We start from the raw sequence: 17884 nt of genomic DNA, 5'->3' as shown, positions 1-17884 counted from the left end.
AAAAGTCTGACAGTCCCCTTAAACATGAATAATATTACTGAAATTTCTTAATGATAATCGCTGAGTTATGTCCACCGAAGCCAAATGAATTAGATAATCCAATCGTAAGATTAGCTGATCTCCCTTTATTAGGCACATAATCCAGATCACATTCCGGATCAGGATGATTAAGATTAATTGTAGGTGGGATAAAATGATCTTGTAGACTTTTCACTAAAGCTATCGCTTCTGCACCTCCTGATGCTCCTAACATATGTCCAAGCATAGATTTATTGGCAGTAATTGGGATCTTATAGGCATAGTCTTCAAATAAATTTTTAATTGCCTTTGTTTCCGAGTGGTCACCTACTTGAGTACTTGTCGCATGGGCACTAATTAGATCAATGTCGTTCGGTGATAATTGAGCATTATTTAATGCACTTTTCATCGCCTGAAAAGCACCTCTTCCATCTGGATGGGAGGCAACCATATGATATGCATCCGAGCTAGCACCATATCCAATGACCTCCCCATAGATGGTGGCTTCTCTTTTTAGTGCGTGTTCCATTGATTCAAGTACTAATATTCCTGCCCCCTCACTCATGACAAAGCCATCTCTGGATGCATCAAAAGGTCGACTAGCTAATGTAGGCACATCATTATTTGTTGAGAGAGCCTGGGCATTTCCAAAGCTAGCTAATGATAATTTTGAAATTGCTGCCTCTGCTCCTCCTGTAAAAATAATATCTGCATCATCATTTTGGATAGCACGATAGGCTTCACCGATTGAAGTATTTCCGATAGAACAGGCAGTGACTGGAGACATGGATGGCCCACGTGCCCCTAACCTAATACTGATTTGTGCAGCTGCAGCATTTGAAATCATCATAGGTACTAAGCTAGGACTTACTCTTTTTGCCCCACGATCATTTAGTAAATGAACATTTTCTATTAACGTATTTATTCCACCGATGCCCGATCCAACATAAACACCTAACCGTTCTGGATTGATTTTATCTAAATGAATATGAGAATCCTCTAATGCCTGCAAAGCAGCAGCTAAGGCAAATTGACAAAAGCGATCTAATTTTCTTGCTTCTTTTCTTCCCCACAATTTCTCACCATCAAATTCACGAATAATACCGGCTATTTTCGTTTTAGTATCAGATACATCAAAGGTATCAATCTCAGAAATTCCTGACTTACCCTTCATTAAGTTCGTCCAAAAAGTATCAACCGTATTACCGATGGGAGAGATAATACCCATTCCTGTGATAACAACTCTCTTCATAAAAAACTCCTCCAATTGTATTTTTCTTTTGGCTCTTTTCTCAAACATTGTTGTTATAAAAATAAAGTTTTAATAAATATAAGAATGAATGTCGTCAACTCTCTTCATATTTTACTAAGAAAAGTACTGCAAACTTTGTAAAAGCCAGTAGTAGTCTTTTATTTTCAAGTGCAACAAACTTTTCGAAAACATCTTTTCCTTTATTGTACTCTTGATTTATCCTATTACAAGTTGTGGTTTATCATAGTATAATTACTACTAGGTTAAGAAGGGAGATACGAATGAAAACTGAAACGCGGCTTCAAGAAATGTCTGATTTTTTAAAAACGAAACGTTCTCGAATACATCCACATATGGTTGGACTTCCTGCAGGAACTCGACGAAGAACACCTGGTTTACGTAGGGAAGAAGTAGCACAGCTAGCTGGAGTAAGTACAACTTGGTATACATGGCTAGAACAAGGTAGAGATATTAAAGTGTCTGCATCTGTTTTAGATGCTGTTTCGAATGCATTGCAATTAAATACGGACGAAAGAAAATATTTATTTGCTTTGGCGATGGAAGAAGGGGTAAAATCATCTGAGCTGGATGAAGAAGAAGCAATAGTTAGTCCATCTTTAAACAAAATATTAAAAGAGCTTCAATATTGTCCTACTATTATTACGGATCGTAAATGTCATATTGTTGGATGGAATCAAGCATCAGCAAATGTATTTCTTGATTTTGAAAAGGTGGAAGATGAGCAAAGAAATCTCATCTATTTAGTTTTTGCAAGGAAGGAATTAAGAAGTTTAGCTGTAAATTGGGAGCACTTTGTAAAAGGATTTCTTGCTATTTTTCGTACCTATTATGGACAATATGTGGCTGATCCATGGTACTCGGATTTTATTGAGAAAATGGAAAAGGACTTCCCAGAATTTCAGGAATTATGGAATGAGAGTGAAGTTAGTTCCGCGCCCGAAGTGCTTATCGAATTTCGTCATGGAAAAGCTGGGAAAATGCTGTTTAATCTCACTTCATTACAAGTCCAAGGAAATCACGATTTACGTTGTAGTGTGTATACACCAGTTGAGGATACGAATACTGAGAATAAATTAAAAAAATTAATGGAAAGAAGTCGATGAGATTTTCTAACAGGAGTTGATTATAGGGCTTACACTAGTCTCATTCTTTCTATTCAATAATAATCTTTGATTGGATTTTCTCAAATATCTATTTTTATCTTTAATTTTAATGCGAAAAAAGCCTTCCTATATTACTATTTATTAGTGAAGAAAAATTGAAACAGAATTATTTTATTTGAGGTGGTTAAATTGCAATGTCAGTCTATAGAGGAATTACAGTTATTAGTTAATAAAGCGAAGAAGTATACTGATCAAGGCAAAGTTGCCGATTACATACCAGCACTTAAAATGGCGAATCCAGATAGTTTGTCAATAGCTCTTTATTATCCAGACGGAAATTGCTATTCTGCTGGAGATGTATCGGAAAATTTAACGTTACAAAGTATATCGAAAGTTATTTCTTTAGCTTTAGCACTAATGGATTGGGGAGAAGACTATGTATTTGATCATGTTGGACAAGAACCAACAGGCGATCCGTTTAACTCAATTGCTAAGCTAGAAATTAGTAAACCATCTAAACCGCTCAACCCCATGATTAATGCAGGCGCGTTAGCCGTCACCCATATGATTAAAGGTGAAAGTGTAGAGGAACGTTTTCAACGTTTATTAACACTCATTCAAAAATTAGCGAATAATTCATCCATTGGGTATAGCCGTGAGATTGCTCGCTCCGAATTTGAGACTGCTGATCTAAATAGGTCTTTATGTTATTTTCTTAAGCAACATGGCATCATTAATGAAGAGGTTGAACAACTCATTGATTTATATACGAGGCAATGTTCAATTGAAATGAATTGTCTGGATCTGTCTAGAATTGGTTGTGTACTTGCATTTGATGGAAAGGACCCCTTGACAGAGGTGCAATTAATCCCTGCAAATATTGCGAGAATTTGTAAGACATTTATGGTAACCTGTGGAATGTACAATGCATCTGGGGAATTTGCCATTAAAGTAGGTATTCCTGCTAAAAGTGGTGTATCCGGAGGAATATTAGGGACAGTACCAGGAAGATGTGGGATTGGTGTTTATGGTCCTGCTCTTGATGAAAAAGGAAATAGTGTAGCAGGAATTCAGCTTCTTAAAATGATGTCTGAAAAATACATGTTAAGCATGTTTTAAAAGGAAGATTTCGATCTTCCTTTTTTAATTCTACTCTTATTTTTATATTTGCTGTAAATTTACAATTAACAAATAGGACCTTTTTCTATATCCTATTAATATAGTAAATTATTAATATCAAATTGATTGAAGGTGAATATTTGAAGAGAAAACATATCTTTCTCATTATTGTGGTATATGGAATAATTCTTGGAGCATCCATTTACTCATATAAAAATAGGATTAGCCATCCAGTGGCTGAAGATAAAGGTCATTTACTCCCAATCTCAATGAAAAGTATTCAATCTGCCTATGGTGACAAGGAAATTCAAAAAATTGTTAAAAAAGCGATAAAAACAAATGATAAGCTATCGATTGCTGGAATGTCACATAGTCAAGGGGGACAAACCCTTTATCCAAATGCCATCATGATTGATATGAAACAGTATAATAAAATAATCAACCTTGACAAAAAAAATAAAACGATAACTGTTCAAAGTGGGGCCACATGGGATGATATTCAGCGCTATATTAATCCATTTGGTTTATCTATAAAAGTAATGCAATCTCAAAATATATTTACAGTCGGAGGTTCCTTAAGCGTTAATGTCCATGGAAGAGATATAAGAAATGATGCCCTCATCGATACGATTCAATCTTTTCATCTTTTAAATCCGAAGGGTGAAATAGTCAATGTAAGTAGAACAGAAAATGCAGAGCTTTTCCCCTATGTTATTGGTGGATATGGATTATTTGGAGTAATTTTAGATGTTACCATCCAATTAACAGATGACGAATTATATGTCACTAAAACAAAGTCACTGAATTACCAAAATTATTCTACATATTTTGAAGAAAAAGTAAAAGATAATGAAAAGGTGAAAATGCATTTAGCTCGTATATCTGTTGCACCAAAAACGTTTTTACGAGAAATGTATGTAACTAACTATGAAATAGCATCCAATCAAGAGGAAATGAATGATTACTCCAAATTAAAAAGAGATAATATTGTCGCAGTACCTAAGGCTTTACTCGGAATGTCACGTTATAGTAACTGGGGAAAAGATGCTTTTTGGGAACTTCAAAAAAAATATATGAAAACAATAAATAATAAACTAGAAACGAGAAATAATGTCATGCGTTCTGAAACAGCTTTTATGGATTATGATAGTGGAACAAGGACAGAGGTACTTCAAGAATACTTTGTACCAGTAGGTGAGTTTGCTAGTTATATAGATGATTTGCGTGCTGTACTTAACAAGGAGAAAGACTTTAACCTTCTTAATATAACTATACGTTATGTTTCAAAAAATGATCATGCGGTCATGTCCTATTCTAAAGATAATATGTTTGCGCTTGTATTACTTATCAATCAAGGACGTTCAAAGCAAGATATTAAAAGCACAGAAAAAGTAGTACAGAAAATGATCGATGTAACACTGGCTCATCAAGGGAGTTATTATCTTCCCTATTACTCATATCCAACAAAAGAGCAACTCTATCAGGCTTATCCACATGCCGCTGAGTTCTTTGATATGAAAAGAAAATATGATCCTGAAGAACGGTTTGTTAATTTATTTTATAAGGAGTATGGGAAATGACCTATAAACGATTTTTATATTTTCAAAGTATCATCGTAATGGCGAGCAGCATGATATTTCCATTTTATGTTTTGCTCCTAAAAAATGTCGGTGATAGCTATTCCCAATTCGGTTGGGCATATGGGTTGTTTGCCTTGACTTCTGCATTTGCTTATCCTTTAATAGGTAAATTCTCAGATAAACTAGGAGATAAAGTATTACTAATCCTTTACTCATGGTCTATGGCGGTACTTCTTTTGTTTTTCCCATTAGTCACAGAAGTTTGGCAGGTCTATATTTTGCAAATCATGATGGGAATATTAGGTGCAATCCAAAAAAACACGGAAAAAACTGCATTAGCTAGAAAAGTGGCAAAAGAAACAGCAGGAATGGAAATTGGGAAGTATCATATTTGGACTTCTGTTGGAGCAGCTCTTGCAATCATATTAACTGGGTATATGGTAGATTTTATTACCATTGGAAGTATCTTTTATTTAGCATCATTGTTATATCTTATCAGCGGTATAATCTTATTAAAGAAACATTAAAGTGGTACACCTTGGTTTAAAGGCTGCTTTATATGAGTATGTAAGTATGGACCGGTATTCACTTTAACAATACTCTCTACATCTATGAGAAAAAGGTTGAATAAAGCGATTAAAGTTGAAAAATGATATAATAGGGTTAAGTAAAACATATGAAGTAGGGATAAAGAATGAAAATTATCTGTTTCGGTGATAGTTTAACTAGAGGCGTTTCCTTAGTAAAGGGTAGACTTCGAATAATGAAGGAGAATTATCCTTCTTTCTTACAAAGTTTTTTCCCTTCCGACAGTGAAGAAGACCATGTTGAAGTTGTCAATAAAGGTGTATTTAACGATAATTCGGACTTACTTATTGCTCGTTTAGAAAAAGATGTCATAAGTCAAAAACCAGATTATACGATTATCGGTATTGGTGGTAATGATTGTAATTTTAAATGGGATGAAGTGGCGAAAAATCCTAATCAACATCATGAGCCTATTGTCCCTATAGAACAATATTTAGAGAATGTAAAGACATTGATATTTTCAATTAAGAATTCTGGAATAACTCCGATCATTATGAATTTACCACCACTGGATCCTGTTCGATATTATAAATTTATTGCTGAGAAATTTGGTCCATCAATTAGCCATTGGATTAGCTCCGTCGGTGGTATTGAACATTGGCATGGGCTGTATAATCGTAGCTTGAACAAGTTAGCGAATGAATTAGAAGTATTGAAAATTGATGTAAGAACAGCCATTAAGGATGCAGGAGATTTTATTGATCTCATTAGTGATGATGGGATACATTTGACTTCTAATGGCTATAAAGTACTAAGTAATGAGGTATATCAGCAACTTATACGGATGATGAACATAAAAAAAGGTACTGTCTAGTAAAGGGCGAGTTTCCCCTTAAATGACAGACCTTTTTTTACTCTAATTATTGATCAACATCTGATAATCGAAAATATTCAATGATCTGCGGATATTCGTTTAAATCCATTTTTCCTTTCAAACTAATTGCATAGGTTCCTCTTTTTATGCGATCAAACCATCCGTAATAATTTTTATTTAAAATTGATAATGTCTTTTCTCCTGTTCCCATTTCACGTAAAGCTTTTGGAGTTAGAGGCCCATATAAATCAAGATAGTATGCGATTTGGATACAGTTTTCTTTGTAGGCAGTCATAATCTTAGTTTTATTGCTTCCTCCGAGATTATGGTCTCCGTGCCTACCTTCGACTTCCAATAAGTGTTTTTGTCTTTTCTTCTTATTTTGTTGCATACTTTTTTTACGATTAAAACTGGTAGGGGGAAATATAATATCTACTTTTGTAGAAGACTCAAAAAAAGAAACAAGAATCAAACCTAATTCAAGTCTTTTGATCAAATGGCATATATCTCTCCACTTTTTGGAAAAAAGATTGTATGAAGGCTTTGGGATAGCGATATACACTTGATCTGTTAATTTTTGTCTTTTTGCCGCTTGAACTAGTAAATCAAGATTTAAACGAAGCTTTAATTCAATTAATATTAATTCCTCATCTTTCACAGCCGTTATATCACAATCATTAACCTCACCATATACTTCATAACCGAGATTTGAGAAATACTTTTGAATAGGTTTATACAAGTCTACTTCATATAACTTATCTGTTTTTTTCTTCATGGATGAATTCACCATTCTCACTTAAAAATTGTAGTTTCATTGTAACATAATGATACTTAATGCTAGATAGAATATATAAATGTGATAATAGATAATTTATAAATAATAGTTAATCATCATTTTCTTTCTTCTAAAAATGTATTGACTTTGTTCCTGCATTTATTATATAGAGGAAACCTGTCTATTTCTCGATTTTATTTTATACGGCAGTTTTTTCTTTAGTTTGTTGTAATTGTAGAAGAACTGCCGCAGCTTTTACACCTAATAAATGAAACGTTTTTATTTAGTTTATGGCTCTTTTCTAAGAGGAATGAAGGAACCTGTTGGACTTTCACCTATTTTTTATTTGTTAACACATCTCCTAATTTGCAACATTGTTTGAGAAATGCCCCTTTGAAAAATAGATTTTAAAAAAATCTCTCAATAAAAAGGGGATTTTAGCAAGTTATGCAGAATAGTATAGTGTAATATCTAATTTTTTGGAGGGTTATTTTTGGAACTTTCATTCGATCATTTAGTGCATATTGTCAATCGTCCAGAAGAGACTATTGAAGATTTTGCCACGATAGGCTTAAAAGCGAACCTAGGTGGGAGACATGAATTTTGGGGAACATATAACGCACTAAGCTATTTCGGACTAAGTTATATTGAATTTCTTGGAATATTTGATTATACAATCGCAAGTAGTATTAAGGATAATGACTTAATTATTCAAGCGCACCAATGGTTACCTGAAAAAGAAGGGTTTGCACGAATTGCCTTACGGACAAACGATATTGACGAAGTAACAAAACGTCTTAATCAGCTTAAAATTAAAACGATTGGTCCTATTAAAGGCAAAAGAAAAAGAGAAGATGGCAAGCTTCTTCAATGGGAGATGCTGTTTATTTCGGATCATGTCGAAAATCTACCAACTCCCTTTATTATTCAGTGGCACGAGGCGGATGAGGTAAGATTGAAAGACATCGAACAAATTAACAATCCATTAAAACTACAAGAGCTTGTATTTGCTGTAGAAAATGGTGAAGTAATTGCTGAAAAATGGAGTCAGTGGTTTCAGTTAAAGAAAAAAGCACCCTATAAGGACAAAAAGTTAAAAGCAAATTGTATCTCATTAGAGCTCGAAGGATGTAATCTCGTATTTGCATCGCCCTATGGTCAGGGGGAGATATCAAGGATATTAGAACATAATGGGGAAGGACCATGTCTTTTAAAGATTGCAAATAATAATATTGTCCTGGAAAAGGAGATGTTTGGAGGATATTATCAATTTGTATAATACATACATTAATCTAATTATTTAGTTATAAATAAGTGCTATCTACTAAGGAGTCTGTCCCCTTAATAGATAGCACTTATTTTTTTAAATGTAATTTCCTGTTCATCTTCTGTTCATATACCAATCATAAACTTAAAGCGTTAAGAAGAGATTGGAGGAATTAAGTTGAACATAGCTTGGAAAGAAATAAGGAAAAATAAAGTAAGGTTTATGATCTTAGGTTCTATCATCTTTCTTGTTAGTTTATTGACATTTATTATATCTGGTTTAGCAAATGGATTATCACAAGACAATGCAGCATTGATAAACAATTTACCAAATGGACAATTCTATATGACGAAGGATGCCGAAGGAAGCTATAATCTTTCCCGAATAGACCAAAGTATCCAACATCGTGTATTAAGTGAACAAAAAAATGCAGTAGCTTTTTCAATGCAAATGGGATTTATAATTGATGATGCTAATAAACAACGAAGTGTCACATTTTTCACTTCGACCCATTCAAATATATTCGAAAATGTAAAAAAAGGGGAGATAATACTGGATTCCTCATTGAAGAATGAAGGGATTAGAATTGGTGATACATTAACAAACAATCAATTTAGGGGGAAGTTTATTGTAAAAGCATTTGTTAATCAAAAGAAATTTAGTCATGCACCGGTTGCTTTTATAAATATGGATGATTATAAGGAGATCTTTGGGGCAAAGGATATGCAATTGCTTTATATCCCTGGAGCAGATTCAGATCAAAAGTTCGCTGGCTTACAAACATTATCGAAGAAACGGTTTCTTAATACAATTCCGAGTTATAAAGCAGAGCAAATGTCTTTAAGCATGATTGTATTGTTTTTAGTTGTAATAAGTGGATTGCTGTTTGCTATTTTTTTCTACATGATGAATGTTCAAAAAATTGGATTATACGGTATTTTAAAAGCAATTGGACTAAAAACGAGTACCCTATTCAAAATGATGTGGACACAAATGATTATTATAACATTCATTGCACTTGCTTTATCAGCTGTATTAAGCCAAGTTTTTAATTTGATTGCACCTGAAGGAATGCCTTTTCATTTAACAACGGAAACAACCATACTATTATCTTTAGTTTTTATCGTTATCGGATTTTTAGGAGCTACTCTATCTGGTTTTCAAATTAAAAAGATTGAACCAATGCAAGCCATTCAACAAGGAGAGATGTAGGATGTCGATATTTACTTTAAAGAACGTTAGAAAAACATTTTATAATGGTGAGATAAAGGAAGAAATTTTAAAAGGTATTGATCTTACTCTGAAAGAAGGGGAAATCACTGCTTTAGTAGGTCCCTCAGGCAGCGGTAAAAGCACACTCCTTACAATTGCAGCAGGACTTCAACCAGCTACAGATGGAAAAGTAATGCTTGGTATGAAAAATATGATCAGTATGAACTCAGAACAAATTCGGAAAATCCGAGCAAATAAATTTGGATTCGTCTTTCAATTTGCTCATCTAGTTCCTTTTCTTACGGTTGAAGAACAATTGCTCCTTATGTTGGATGTTTCTGAATCAAAATTAAAAAAGCATGAACAAAAAATAGAAATAAACAAGATGCTCAAAATGGTGGAAATGGATCACCGAAGAAATGCTTATCCGTCTTCATTATCTGGCGGGGAAAAACAACGAGTTGCAATTGCACGGGGAATCATCCATAAACCTAAAATACTTTTTGCGGATGAACCAACCGCAAGCCTCGATTCAAAAAGATCTAAAGATGTCATGTCATTAATTCGTCATTTGGCAAGAACATTAAATATTGCTACTTTACTAGTGACTCATGACGAAGAAATGCTCACTTATGCTGATCGAATTGTTAAAATGAGCGATGGGAAAATAATAGGAGCTGTATAATAGATTTATAAATAAAAAAAGGGGTTGTCTTTAAAGTTGAGTAGACAACCCATTCCTCATTCAATGAGATATAGTCCGGTGCTGTTTTTCTTTGATACGATATACTTGATAAAGCATCAATGCAAGTATGGAAAGTATCGCCCCAGAAATATACGGGAGACCCGCTGTTATGGAAAATAACCATCCTCCTAGAGGCGGACCGATAATTCTTCCAAAGGAATCGAAGGATGAAAGCAATCCTGTAGCACTTCCATGACCGGCAGTTGATTTTTTCGTTAAAAGAGCTGATACACAAGGTCGAATGACACCATTTCCTAATCCAAAAATAGTTAAAAAGATTGTTGCAGTTGTAAAACTATTTACTAGTAGTATTAAAACAAAGCCGATGGTTGATACAATGATTCCTCCCTGGATCACTGTGCCCTCTCCATATTTTTTTGAAAATCTACCAACTAATCCCCCTTGAACAAGGGCACTACCGAACCCCATTATCATAAAAATATAGCCTAAGTCTATTGCATCTAATCCCGCCTTTTTGGCTGCAAAATAGGCAAATGAAGCCTCTAATCCAGACAATGACAATGAAATAAACCATTGTAAAATATATAAGATAGATAATGAACCACTAAAGGAGCTCCATATTGATGATTTTTTATCTGCGTGCTGTCCTCTTTTTTCTTTTGAGAGAGATTCCTTTAAGACGAATAGAACAAGAAGAAAGGTAATAAATGAAGAGGCAGCTGCAAGATAAAAGGGCATATTTAGACTAGTCTTAGAAAATAACCCTCCAATAGCTGGTCCAAAAATAAATCCTAAACCAGTAGCTGCACCAATAATTCCCATTCCTTTACCGCGATCTTCCTCAGAAGTAATATCTGCCACATAAGCCATAGTTGTTGGCATATTTGCTGAAGATAATAATCCTCCAATGATTCTAGCGATAAATAGCATCCAGAGTTGACTGGAAATAGCCATTAAAATAAATGACACAGAAAGACCTAATATCCCAATCATCATAACTGGCTTACGTCCAATTTTATCAGAAACACGGCCCCAAATAGGTGCGGAAATAAGTTGCATAAATGAATAGACAGCCATCAATAATCCTAGCTCGGTCGGATTTGCCCCCATATCCTCTGCAAAAAATGGCATAACCGGAATAATAATTCCAAATCCCACCATTACGAGAAACATAATTAAAAATAAAATAGGTAGTACCTTTTTAGACTCCATAATGAACAATCCTTTACAATTTTTCTATTGATTAACTATTTGTATCTATGTAAATAATTATGCTTAGTTTATCATAAAGTAATTGATTATCCGAATGTCCATCCATCTTTTCACAATTATGTAACACTAAATGATAAAAAAACAGGCACCTTTCATTCTAAGGTACCTGTAAATTAATTCTTTATATATCCTTCATAACTTCTGAAACAATTTCATATGAACGAAGTCGTGCTTCGTGATCGTATATTTGTGCATTAATGATGATTTCATTTGCTTGTGTATCATTTAAGAAATGCTGCAGCTTTTCCTTTACAATTTTTCTATCTCCTATAATGGAAGCCCCGATTCGTTGCTGTAGTAGAGCTTTTTCATAATCGCTGCATAGTTCGCTAAAATTATCAACAGGCGGCAAAAGGGGCATTGGATTGTTGCGAATTAAGTTTAAAAATTGTTGCTGCATCGAGGTTGCCAGTAATTCAGCTTCTTTTACTGAATCAGCAGCAATAACATTTACACCAACCATCGCATAAGGCTCCTGTAATACTTCTGAAGCTTGGAAACTACGTCGATATAAATCCAATGCAGGTAAAGTATTCTCTGGAGAAAAATGACTTGCAAATGAAAACGGTAGTCCTAGATGGCCAGCCAATTGTGCACTAAAACCGCTAGATCCTAGTAACCAAATCGGAATATTTAATCCTTCTCCAGGTATTGCCCGAACAGGCATTTTGCCAGTTGGTTTAAAGTAGGCACGTAATTCAGCTACTTGCTGCGGAAAATCTTCCGCATCTATTCGCCCGTCCCTTCTTAAAGCGTGAGCAGTTAACTGGTCAGTACCAGGAGCTCTGCCTAATCCTAAATCGATCCTACCTGGAAAAAGGGATTCTAATGTCCCGAATTGCTCAGCAATTACTAATGGTGCATGATTGGGAAGCATGATCCCTCCTGAACCTACACGAATATGTTTAGTTCCTGCCGCTACATGTCCAATAACAACAGAAGTAGCGGAGCTTGCTATCCCAGGCATATTATGATGCTCTGCCAACCAGTAACGAGTAAACCCCCATTTTTCTGCATGTTTTGCTAAATCTAATGTATTTATCAATGACTGCGAAGCAGTACTTCCTTGGACAATTGGAGAAAGGTCAAGCACAGAATAACGAATTTCATTTATTTTTTTTGAATGATTAACCATAGATTCATCTTCTTTCTTTTTTCGGTAAATACGTAATTTCATTCTAACAGTCAATCAGCATGTTACAAAATGAAATGCATTTTTTCTCTAAGCTCTTTTTTGCATATCTATATATAATTGTGTGTAGGCTTGATGCTCTTGATTCATTCCAATTTCGTTATATAGCTTTGCTAGCCATTTAACAGGTTTCGGATCATAAGCTTTTAGTTCCATTTCCCAGCTAAAACAATCAATTGCTTGATCATATTGTCCAAATTCATAAAATAATTGGCCGAGTAAGAATTGTTGATCAGGATCGTTTGAAAGCTTCTGCATTTGCTCGATTTTTTTCAAGATGGGTATTGCAGGAATACAGCCTTTTAGTGGTTCAAGGTATTCAATAATGGAATCAATATTCTGTTCTTTTAGTAGTAAAGTAATGAATTGGTGAAGAAAAATTTTAGCTTTTGCAGGATTTATATGAAACAGTGGTGCTAAGATTGAATCCATTTGTTCGGATTGAAAATACCTAGGATTTAGATTCACTTCATTTAGTATCTCTTCAAAAGCTTGGGTTTGTGAGGTAGTTAAGGAAAGTTTGCTGCGAATTAATAGTTGAATGATCTTCTCTGCATCTTTATTTTCTATATACAAATCAAATAGATCATCAATTAATTCTGGAATGTGCTGCTCTTTTTGGATTAAATCCTCTAATACTGAGATTACATCTTCTTTCGGTAAATGTATTTGAATGAATTGGAGAAGTGATGGATAATTTTCCTTATTAATAGTTTGTAGATAGAATCGAATTAAGTCCATCCATCTAGATTGATGTTTTAATAATTGCTCTAGCCTTTGATATTCCTGTTTATTTTCTTTTAATTGAAAAAGTCGATTTTCAAAGTAGAGTGGATCTTTATCGATTAATACATCTGCTAATTGATCATATAGCTTGCTATATTTAATAAAATTTAAGTCACTTGCAATACCTTTTACCCAGCTCTCATTTGGGCAAAAATCCATCAGGATTCGAAGAATACGATAACTTGAAAACATTTTGCCATTGCGACGGTAATCATAAAAGATCGTTTGTATGTAGGAAAAAATGGTCTTCTTCGAAATAAATGATTCAAAAAAGGTTGTAAGAAAGGCAACTTCTTGTGGAGTAAAAAGATTTTCGGCTTTTTTAATTAGTTGTTGAAAGGAATACTTCTTAAATGGATGTTCTAGTGTAATGGAAGAAAAGACTAGTGGGTGATTAGGTGGTAAGATTAGACCTTTAGTTAATGCTTCACTAATAAAAGATTTTCGTTTGAGTTTGGAGGGTTTAACGTAAGTTAGATAGTGATTTTTATAGAAGAAAAGATAGTAAATATGTTTTTCGTTATCCATAGCTTCAATGATTTTACTTTGTAAATATATAGCCATCTGTGTGATACGAAGTTCAATAATTTGGTTTTTCTTTGATATCTGAATAGTTTGTTGGCTCATAGGAATCCTCCTCATTTTATGTCCGGTATCATTATATCATAAAAATTAAGAAGAATAATATGTTGGAAAGAGAAGATTGGAGCTGAGTACGATGTTTGGGCGATTATCTACAAGTAAACTCTATAATTTTCCATTGAAATTATATTATAGGTAGGGAAAAAAACCTTTGAATAATATTTTTTGTATGTTAGGATGATTATGACAATAAGATAATAATGACCACTAGGGGAGCCTTTATTAAGGGCTGAGATTAAAGTTCAACTTTAAGACCCTTTGAACCTGATCTAGTTGATACTAGCGGAGGGAAGTGGAGCAGAAGGATATATTTCCATCTTTATTCTGTCTTCTAACCACTTCCCTGTATGTGATAAGTGGTTTTTTATTTTTGGAAAGGAAGAGGGAGTATGTCATTTGCAAAGGAATGCCGAAAGGAAGCAAAAAAATGGTGGGATGCAAGCCTTCAACATCCATTTGTACAAGGAATAGGTAATGGCAAATTAGAAATAGAAAAATTCCGTTTTTATGTTTTACAGGATTCCTATTACTTATCTAATTTTGCTAGAGTTCAATCATATGGTGCAGCTGTATCAAGGGATTTATATACAACAAATCGGATGGCTAATCATGCACAAGGTACATACGAAGCTGAAATGTCTTTACATCGTAAATTTTCTGTTCTACTCGAAATATCAGAGGAAGAAAGAAAAGCCTTTAAACCTGCACCAACAGCATATGCTTATACCTCTCATATGTATCGAGCTGTTCAAAGCGGGAAATTGGGTTATATAATCGCAGCTATTTTACCTTGTTATTGGTTGTACTTAGATATAGGAAACTATTTGAAGGATTGTCAACCAGGTGAAATGATTTACCAAGAATGGATAGCCGCTTATAACGGTGATTGGTTCAGGGAGCTTGTAACTGAGCAAATACAACGAATAGATGAACTCGCTGAAGCATCTTCAGAAGAAGAACGATCCGAAATGAAAGAATTCTTTTGGAGGAGTGCGTATTATGAATATTGCTTTTGGGAAATGGCTTATACAATGGAGACTTGGAAGTAAAGGGACGGTTCTAGTGCTTCTTTGAAGCACTAGAACCGTCCCCGTTGAGGGGATAGGACTAATGAACTTAGAACAATTTCAAATGCAGATTAAGGATTTATTTGGTGATGAATTAGTAAAACATGAAGATGATGAGTATGGATTTACCTTTATTTCCAAAACATCATTTTCAAAAATTGGTTACGCAACAAATTTAACTTTAGAAACGATCCAAGAAGCTGCACTGAATCATGTTGATTTAATGATTACTCATCATGATGCATGGGACTTTTTGTATGGTATGAAAGAGCAGTGTATGAAGAAGCTTGAAGAAAATAATATTACTCATTTCTTTATTCATGCACCACTTGACTACATTGAGTTTGGGACATGTACATCGTTAATGAATATTCTTGAGGTAGATGTGATTAAACAGTACTCTCACTATGAAAATGGAAATGAGTTCCCTTCTATAGGATTATTTAATCATCCTATTTCATTTACAAACCTTGTTAAACTGATGTCTGAAAATTTAAACGAACCAGTGAGTGCATGGAAAAATAATGATCAGATGATTAAAACAATTGCTGTTTTAACAGGGGCTGGTGACTCTACAACAGTAATAAAACGTGCCCTAGAAGCAGGATGCGATACATACATAACTGGAGAAGCAACACTATATGCAATTCAATATGCCAAGTTTGCCAGGATCAATCTAATCGCAGGGAGTCATACATTTACCGAAATCTTTGGAATCGAAAGCTTAGCGAAAAAATTAAAAGACCTAAATCCCCAAATTGAAATTATTCGATTGGAAGAGGAACATTTTGAAGCAAAGGGACGGTTCTAATGCTTCTTCGAAGCACTAGAACCGTCCCCATGTTTCCCATGTTTTCAAGAAACAGTTGATGTTTCTCTAGTGATTGCCGGTCTAGTTAAAGAAAAGATTGCACATAGTAAGGCGATAATGACAACAGCACTTCCAACCCAGGCTGTACTTGTTACCGATCCGGTTTTGTTTAATACAATTCCTCCTATTGCAGATCCAAGTGAAATGCCAATCTGTAAGGCTGAATTATTAAAGCTTTGCTGTATATCGGATGTTGCCGGGTCGGTTTGTATCAAATAGCTTTGCTGAGGTGGTGACAGACTCCAACTTAATGCGCCCCAGATCATCATTATAGGAATGAATAAAACAAGGGAAAAAGTTGTAAAAGGTAATAAGCATAGTACAATGGCAAATGTGCTAATGACAAGAATAATACATTTTTTCGCACCTATCCTATCCGATAGAGTTCCACCTATAGCCCCACCACAGACGGCTGCAATTCCAAATACAAAATAACAAATACTAATCCAATAGGAATTCAGATGCAGATTTTTTTCCAAAAATGGTGTGAAATACGCGTAAAGTGTATAATGACCTGCAAGCATAAACATAGTAGCTAGATGCGCAGTGCCTAATTTTGCACTTCCTACTGCTTTTAATTGTTGAACAAGTGGTATTGTTCTTTCTCCTGGAATTCTTTCTAAAAATAGTGAAATTAACACCATAGATCCTATTGATAATACTGCGATTCCAAGGAAAATTATACGCCATCCGAATGTACTGGAAATCAAAATTCCTAGTGGTACACCCAAAACAAGTGAAGAACTAATACCCATAAAAATGAGACCTAATGCCTTTGCCCGATGAGTCGGAGCAACAACTTTCGCAGCAATTGTCAAAGAAAGTACGACGATAAGTGCAGTACTCATTGCCGTCAAAACCCTAGCAACCATCATAAAAGTGAAATTTGGACTAAAATAGGTTATGACATTACCAAGGAAAAATACAAACAAAGAAACAAGATATAATTTTTTACGTTCGATTTTATTGGTTAATACAAGCAGAACTGGGCCAGCAATGGCATAAATAAGAGCAAACACTGTAATCAGCTGTCCAGCAGTACTTAACGAAATGTTAAAGTCGTCAGCGATCGTTGGTAATATCCCGCCGACAATCAATTCAACTAATCCAACAGCGATCGTTGATAAAGCTAGTATAAAAACTTTATAATTCATAGATTACTTAACATCCTTTCTAATAAATTGGTAGTAATAGGAATAGGATTAATGGATTTTTTTACAGAGAACAAAAAAATCCTGATTACAAAAAATGAATAGTTCATTTTCTGTAATCAGGATTTTATGGTTCCTGGTAGAGACCCTCTAGCCATATTCTAGAAGTTATACAGGTAATATAGTATTTTAAATGATCACTTTGGACATTTTACTATGCTTTATTTTAATTTTCAAGTAAAACCTTATTTTTTTTGGAATAATTTTTTGCAAACGAATTTATTTAATTCAAAATAGTGAATGGAAATCACTGAACATTATTGGGTTCCAAAAATATGTTAGAAGTAAGAGTAATAAATTCTTAGCACCGAAAAGTTGAGTTATATGTTTAACATACAGACCAAACTGCCTCATTCTGTTTGGACTTAACTGAATATACCAATGGTCA

The 17884-nt window shown here is 34.3% G+C and carries 16 protein-coding genes and 2 riboswitches; of the genes, 10 read left to right on the top strand and 6 right to left on the bottom strand.

Features of this window, described 5'->3' with window-relative positions; all coding sequences use genetic code 11:
- Nucleotides 1-34: 34 nt before the first annotated feature.
- Nucleotides 35-1270: a beta-ketoacyl-ACP synthase II gene (gene fabF / locus I5818_RS14825; RefSeq protein ID WP_078109943.1), complete on the bottom strand. Its 1236-nt coding sequence runs from the start codon at nt 1268-1270 to the stop codon at nt 35-37.
- Between the two features lie 281 nt (nt 1271-1551).
- Between fabF and I5818_RS14820 the strand changes: the two genes are divergently transcribed.
- The 5 genes from I5818_RS14820 to I5818_RS14800 all read left to right on the top strand — a co-directional run bounded on the left by I5818_RS14820 (nt 1552) and on the right by I5818_RS14800 (nt 6495).
- Nucleotides 1552-2394 carry a helix-turn-helix transcriptional regulator gene (locus tag I5818_RS14820; RefSeq protein ID WP_078109942.1) on the top strand — a complete coding sequence of 281 codons (843 nt, stop codon included), beginning with the start codon at nt 1552-1554 and terminating at the stop codon, nt 2392-2394.
- A gap of 189 nt (nt 2395-2583) precedes the next feature.
- Complete coding sequence (gene glsA, locus I5818_RS14815) at nt 2584-3513, top strand: glutaminase A (protein WP_078109941.1); 930 nt, start codon at nt 2584-2586, stop codon at nt 3511-3513.
- A 140-nt stretch (nt 3514-3653) separates the two neighbouring features.
- Complete coding sequence (locus I5818_RS14810) at nt 3654-5093, top strand: FAD-binding oxidoreductase (protein ID WP_078109940.1); 1440 nt, start codon at nt 3654-3656, stop codon at nt 5091-5093.
- Nucleotides 5090-5620, top strand: a complete 531-nt coding sequence (locus I5818_RS14805; RefSeq protein WP_058003879.1) for an MFS transporter — start codon at nt 5090-5092, stop codon at nt 5618-5620. The genes I5818_RS14810 and I5818_RS14805 overlap by 4 nt, the downstream gene beginning before the upstream one ends.
- 167 nt (nt 5621-5787) lie before the next feature.
- Entirely contained in the window at nt 5788-6495 is a 708-nt protein-coding gene (locus I5818_RS14800; protein WP_058003880.1) for an SGNH/GDSL hydrolase family protein, read from the top strand.
- A gap of 46 nt (nt 6496-6541) precedes the next feature.
- Here the strand turns inward: I5818_RS14800 and I5818_RS14795 are convergent, their stop codons facing one another.
- Nucleotides 6542-7270, bottom strand: a complete 729-nt coding sequence (locus I5818_RS14795; RefSeq protein WP_078109939.1) for a DUF2161 family putative PD-(D/E)XK-type phosphodiesterase — start codon at nt 7268-7270, stop codon at nt 6542-6544.
- A 493-nt stretch (nt 7271-7763) separates the two neighbouring features.
- Here I5818_RS14795 and I5818_RS14790 point away from each other — a divergent pair, with 493 nt between their 5' ends.
- The 3 genes from I5818_RS14790 to I5818_RS14780 all read left to right on the top strand — a co-directional run bounded on the left by I5818_RS14790 (nt 7764) and on the right by I5818_RS14780 (nt 10434).
- Complete coding sequence (locus tag I5818_RS14790) at nt 7764-8549, top strand: VOC family protein (protein WP_058003882.1); 786 nt, start codon at nt 7764-7766, stop codon at nt 8547-8549.
- A gap of 165 nt (nt 8550-8714) precedes the next feature.
- Nucleotides 8715-9749, top strand: coding sequence for an ABC transporter permease (locus I5818_RS14785; RefSeq protein WP_078111233.1), 1035 nt, complete (start codon nt 8715-8717; stop codon nt 9747-9749).
- Nucleotide 9750: 1 nt separating this feature from the next.
- Nucleotides 9751-10434 (top strand): ABC transporter ATP-binding protein, encoded by a 684-nt coding sequence (locus I5818_RS14780; protein WP_058003884.1) that lies wholly within the window; start codon nt 9751-9753, stop codon nt 10432-10434.
- A 60-nt stretch (nt 10435-10494) separates the two neighbouring features.
- Here I5818_RS14780 and I5818_RS14775 read toward each other — a convergent pair whose 3' ends face one another.
- From I5818_RS14775 to I5818_RS14765, 3 genes are all read right to left on the bottom strand, one after another.
- On the bottom strand, nt 10495-11667 hold the full coding sequence (locus I5818_RS14775; RefSeq protein ID WP_078111232.1) for an MFS transporter: 1173 nt from the start codon (nt 11665-11667) through the stop codon (nt 10495-10497).
- A 181-nt stretch (nt 11668-11848) separates the two neighbouring features.
- A complete protein-coding gene (locus tag I5818_RS14770; RefSeq protein ID WP_058003886.1) occupies nt 11849-12862 on the bottom strand; it encodes an LLM class flavin-dependent oxidoreductase in 1014 nt (337 codons plus the stop codon).
- A gap of 87 nt (nt 12863-12949) precedes the next feature.
- Nucleotides 12950-14332, bottom strand: coding sequence for a tetratricopeptide repeat protein (locus tag I5818_RS14765; protein WP_209391775.1), 1383 nt, complete (start codon nt 14330-14332; stop codon nt 12950-12952).
- Between the two features lie 214 nt (nt 14333-14546).
- A riboswitch (TPP riboswitch) is annotated at nt 14547-14655 on the top strand.
- An 81-nt stretch (nt 14656-14736) separates the two neighbouring features.
- On the opposite strand from I5818_RS14765, the gene tenA reads away from it, so the two are divergent.
- Nucleotides 14737-15396 (top strand): thiaminase II, encoded by a 660-nt coding sequence (gene tenA / locus I5818_RS14760; protein WP_058003888.1) that lies wholly within the window; start codon nt 14737-14739, stop codon nt 15394-15396.
- A gap of 61 nt (nt 15397-15457) precedes the next feature.
- A complete protein-coding gene (locus I5818_RS14755) occupies nt 15458-16225 on the top strand; it encodes a Nif3-like dinuclear metal center hexameric protein (protein ID WP_078109291.1) in 768 nt (255 codons plus the stop codon).
- A gap of 44 nt (nt 16226-16269) precedes the next feature.
- Here the strand turns inward: I5818_RS14755 and I5818_RS14750 are convergent, their stop codons facing one another.
- Complete coding sequence (locus tag I5818_RS14750) at nt 16270-17439, bottom strand: MFS transporter (protein WP_071975687.1); 1170 nt, start codon at nt 17437-17439, stop codon at nt 16270-16272.
- Between the two features lie 93 nt (nt 17440-17532).
- Nucleotides 17533-17632: riboswitch (purine riboswitch) on the bottom strand.
- Between the last annotated feature and the right edge of the window lie 252 nt (nt 17633-17884).

The sequence above is a fragment of the Heyndrickxia oleronia genome (assembly GCF_017809215.1).
GTDB lineage: Bacteria > Bacillota > Bacilli > Bacillales > Bacillaceae_C > Heyndrickxia > Heyndrickxia oleronia.
This window is presented reverse-complemented; position numbering and strand designations above follow the sequence as displayed.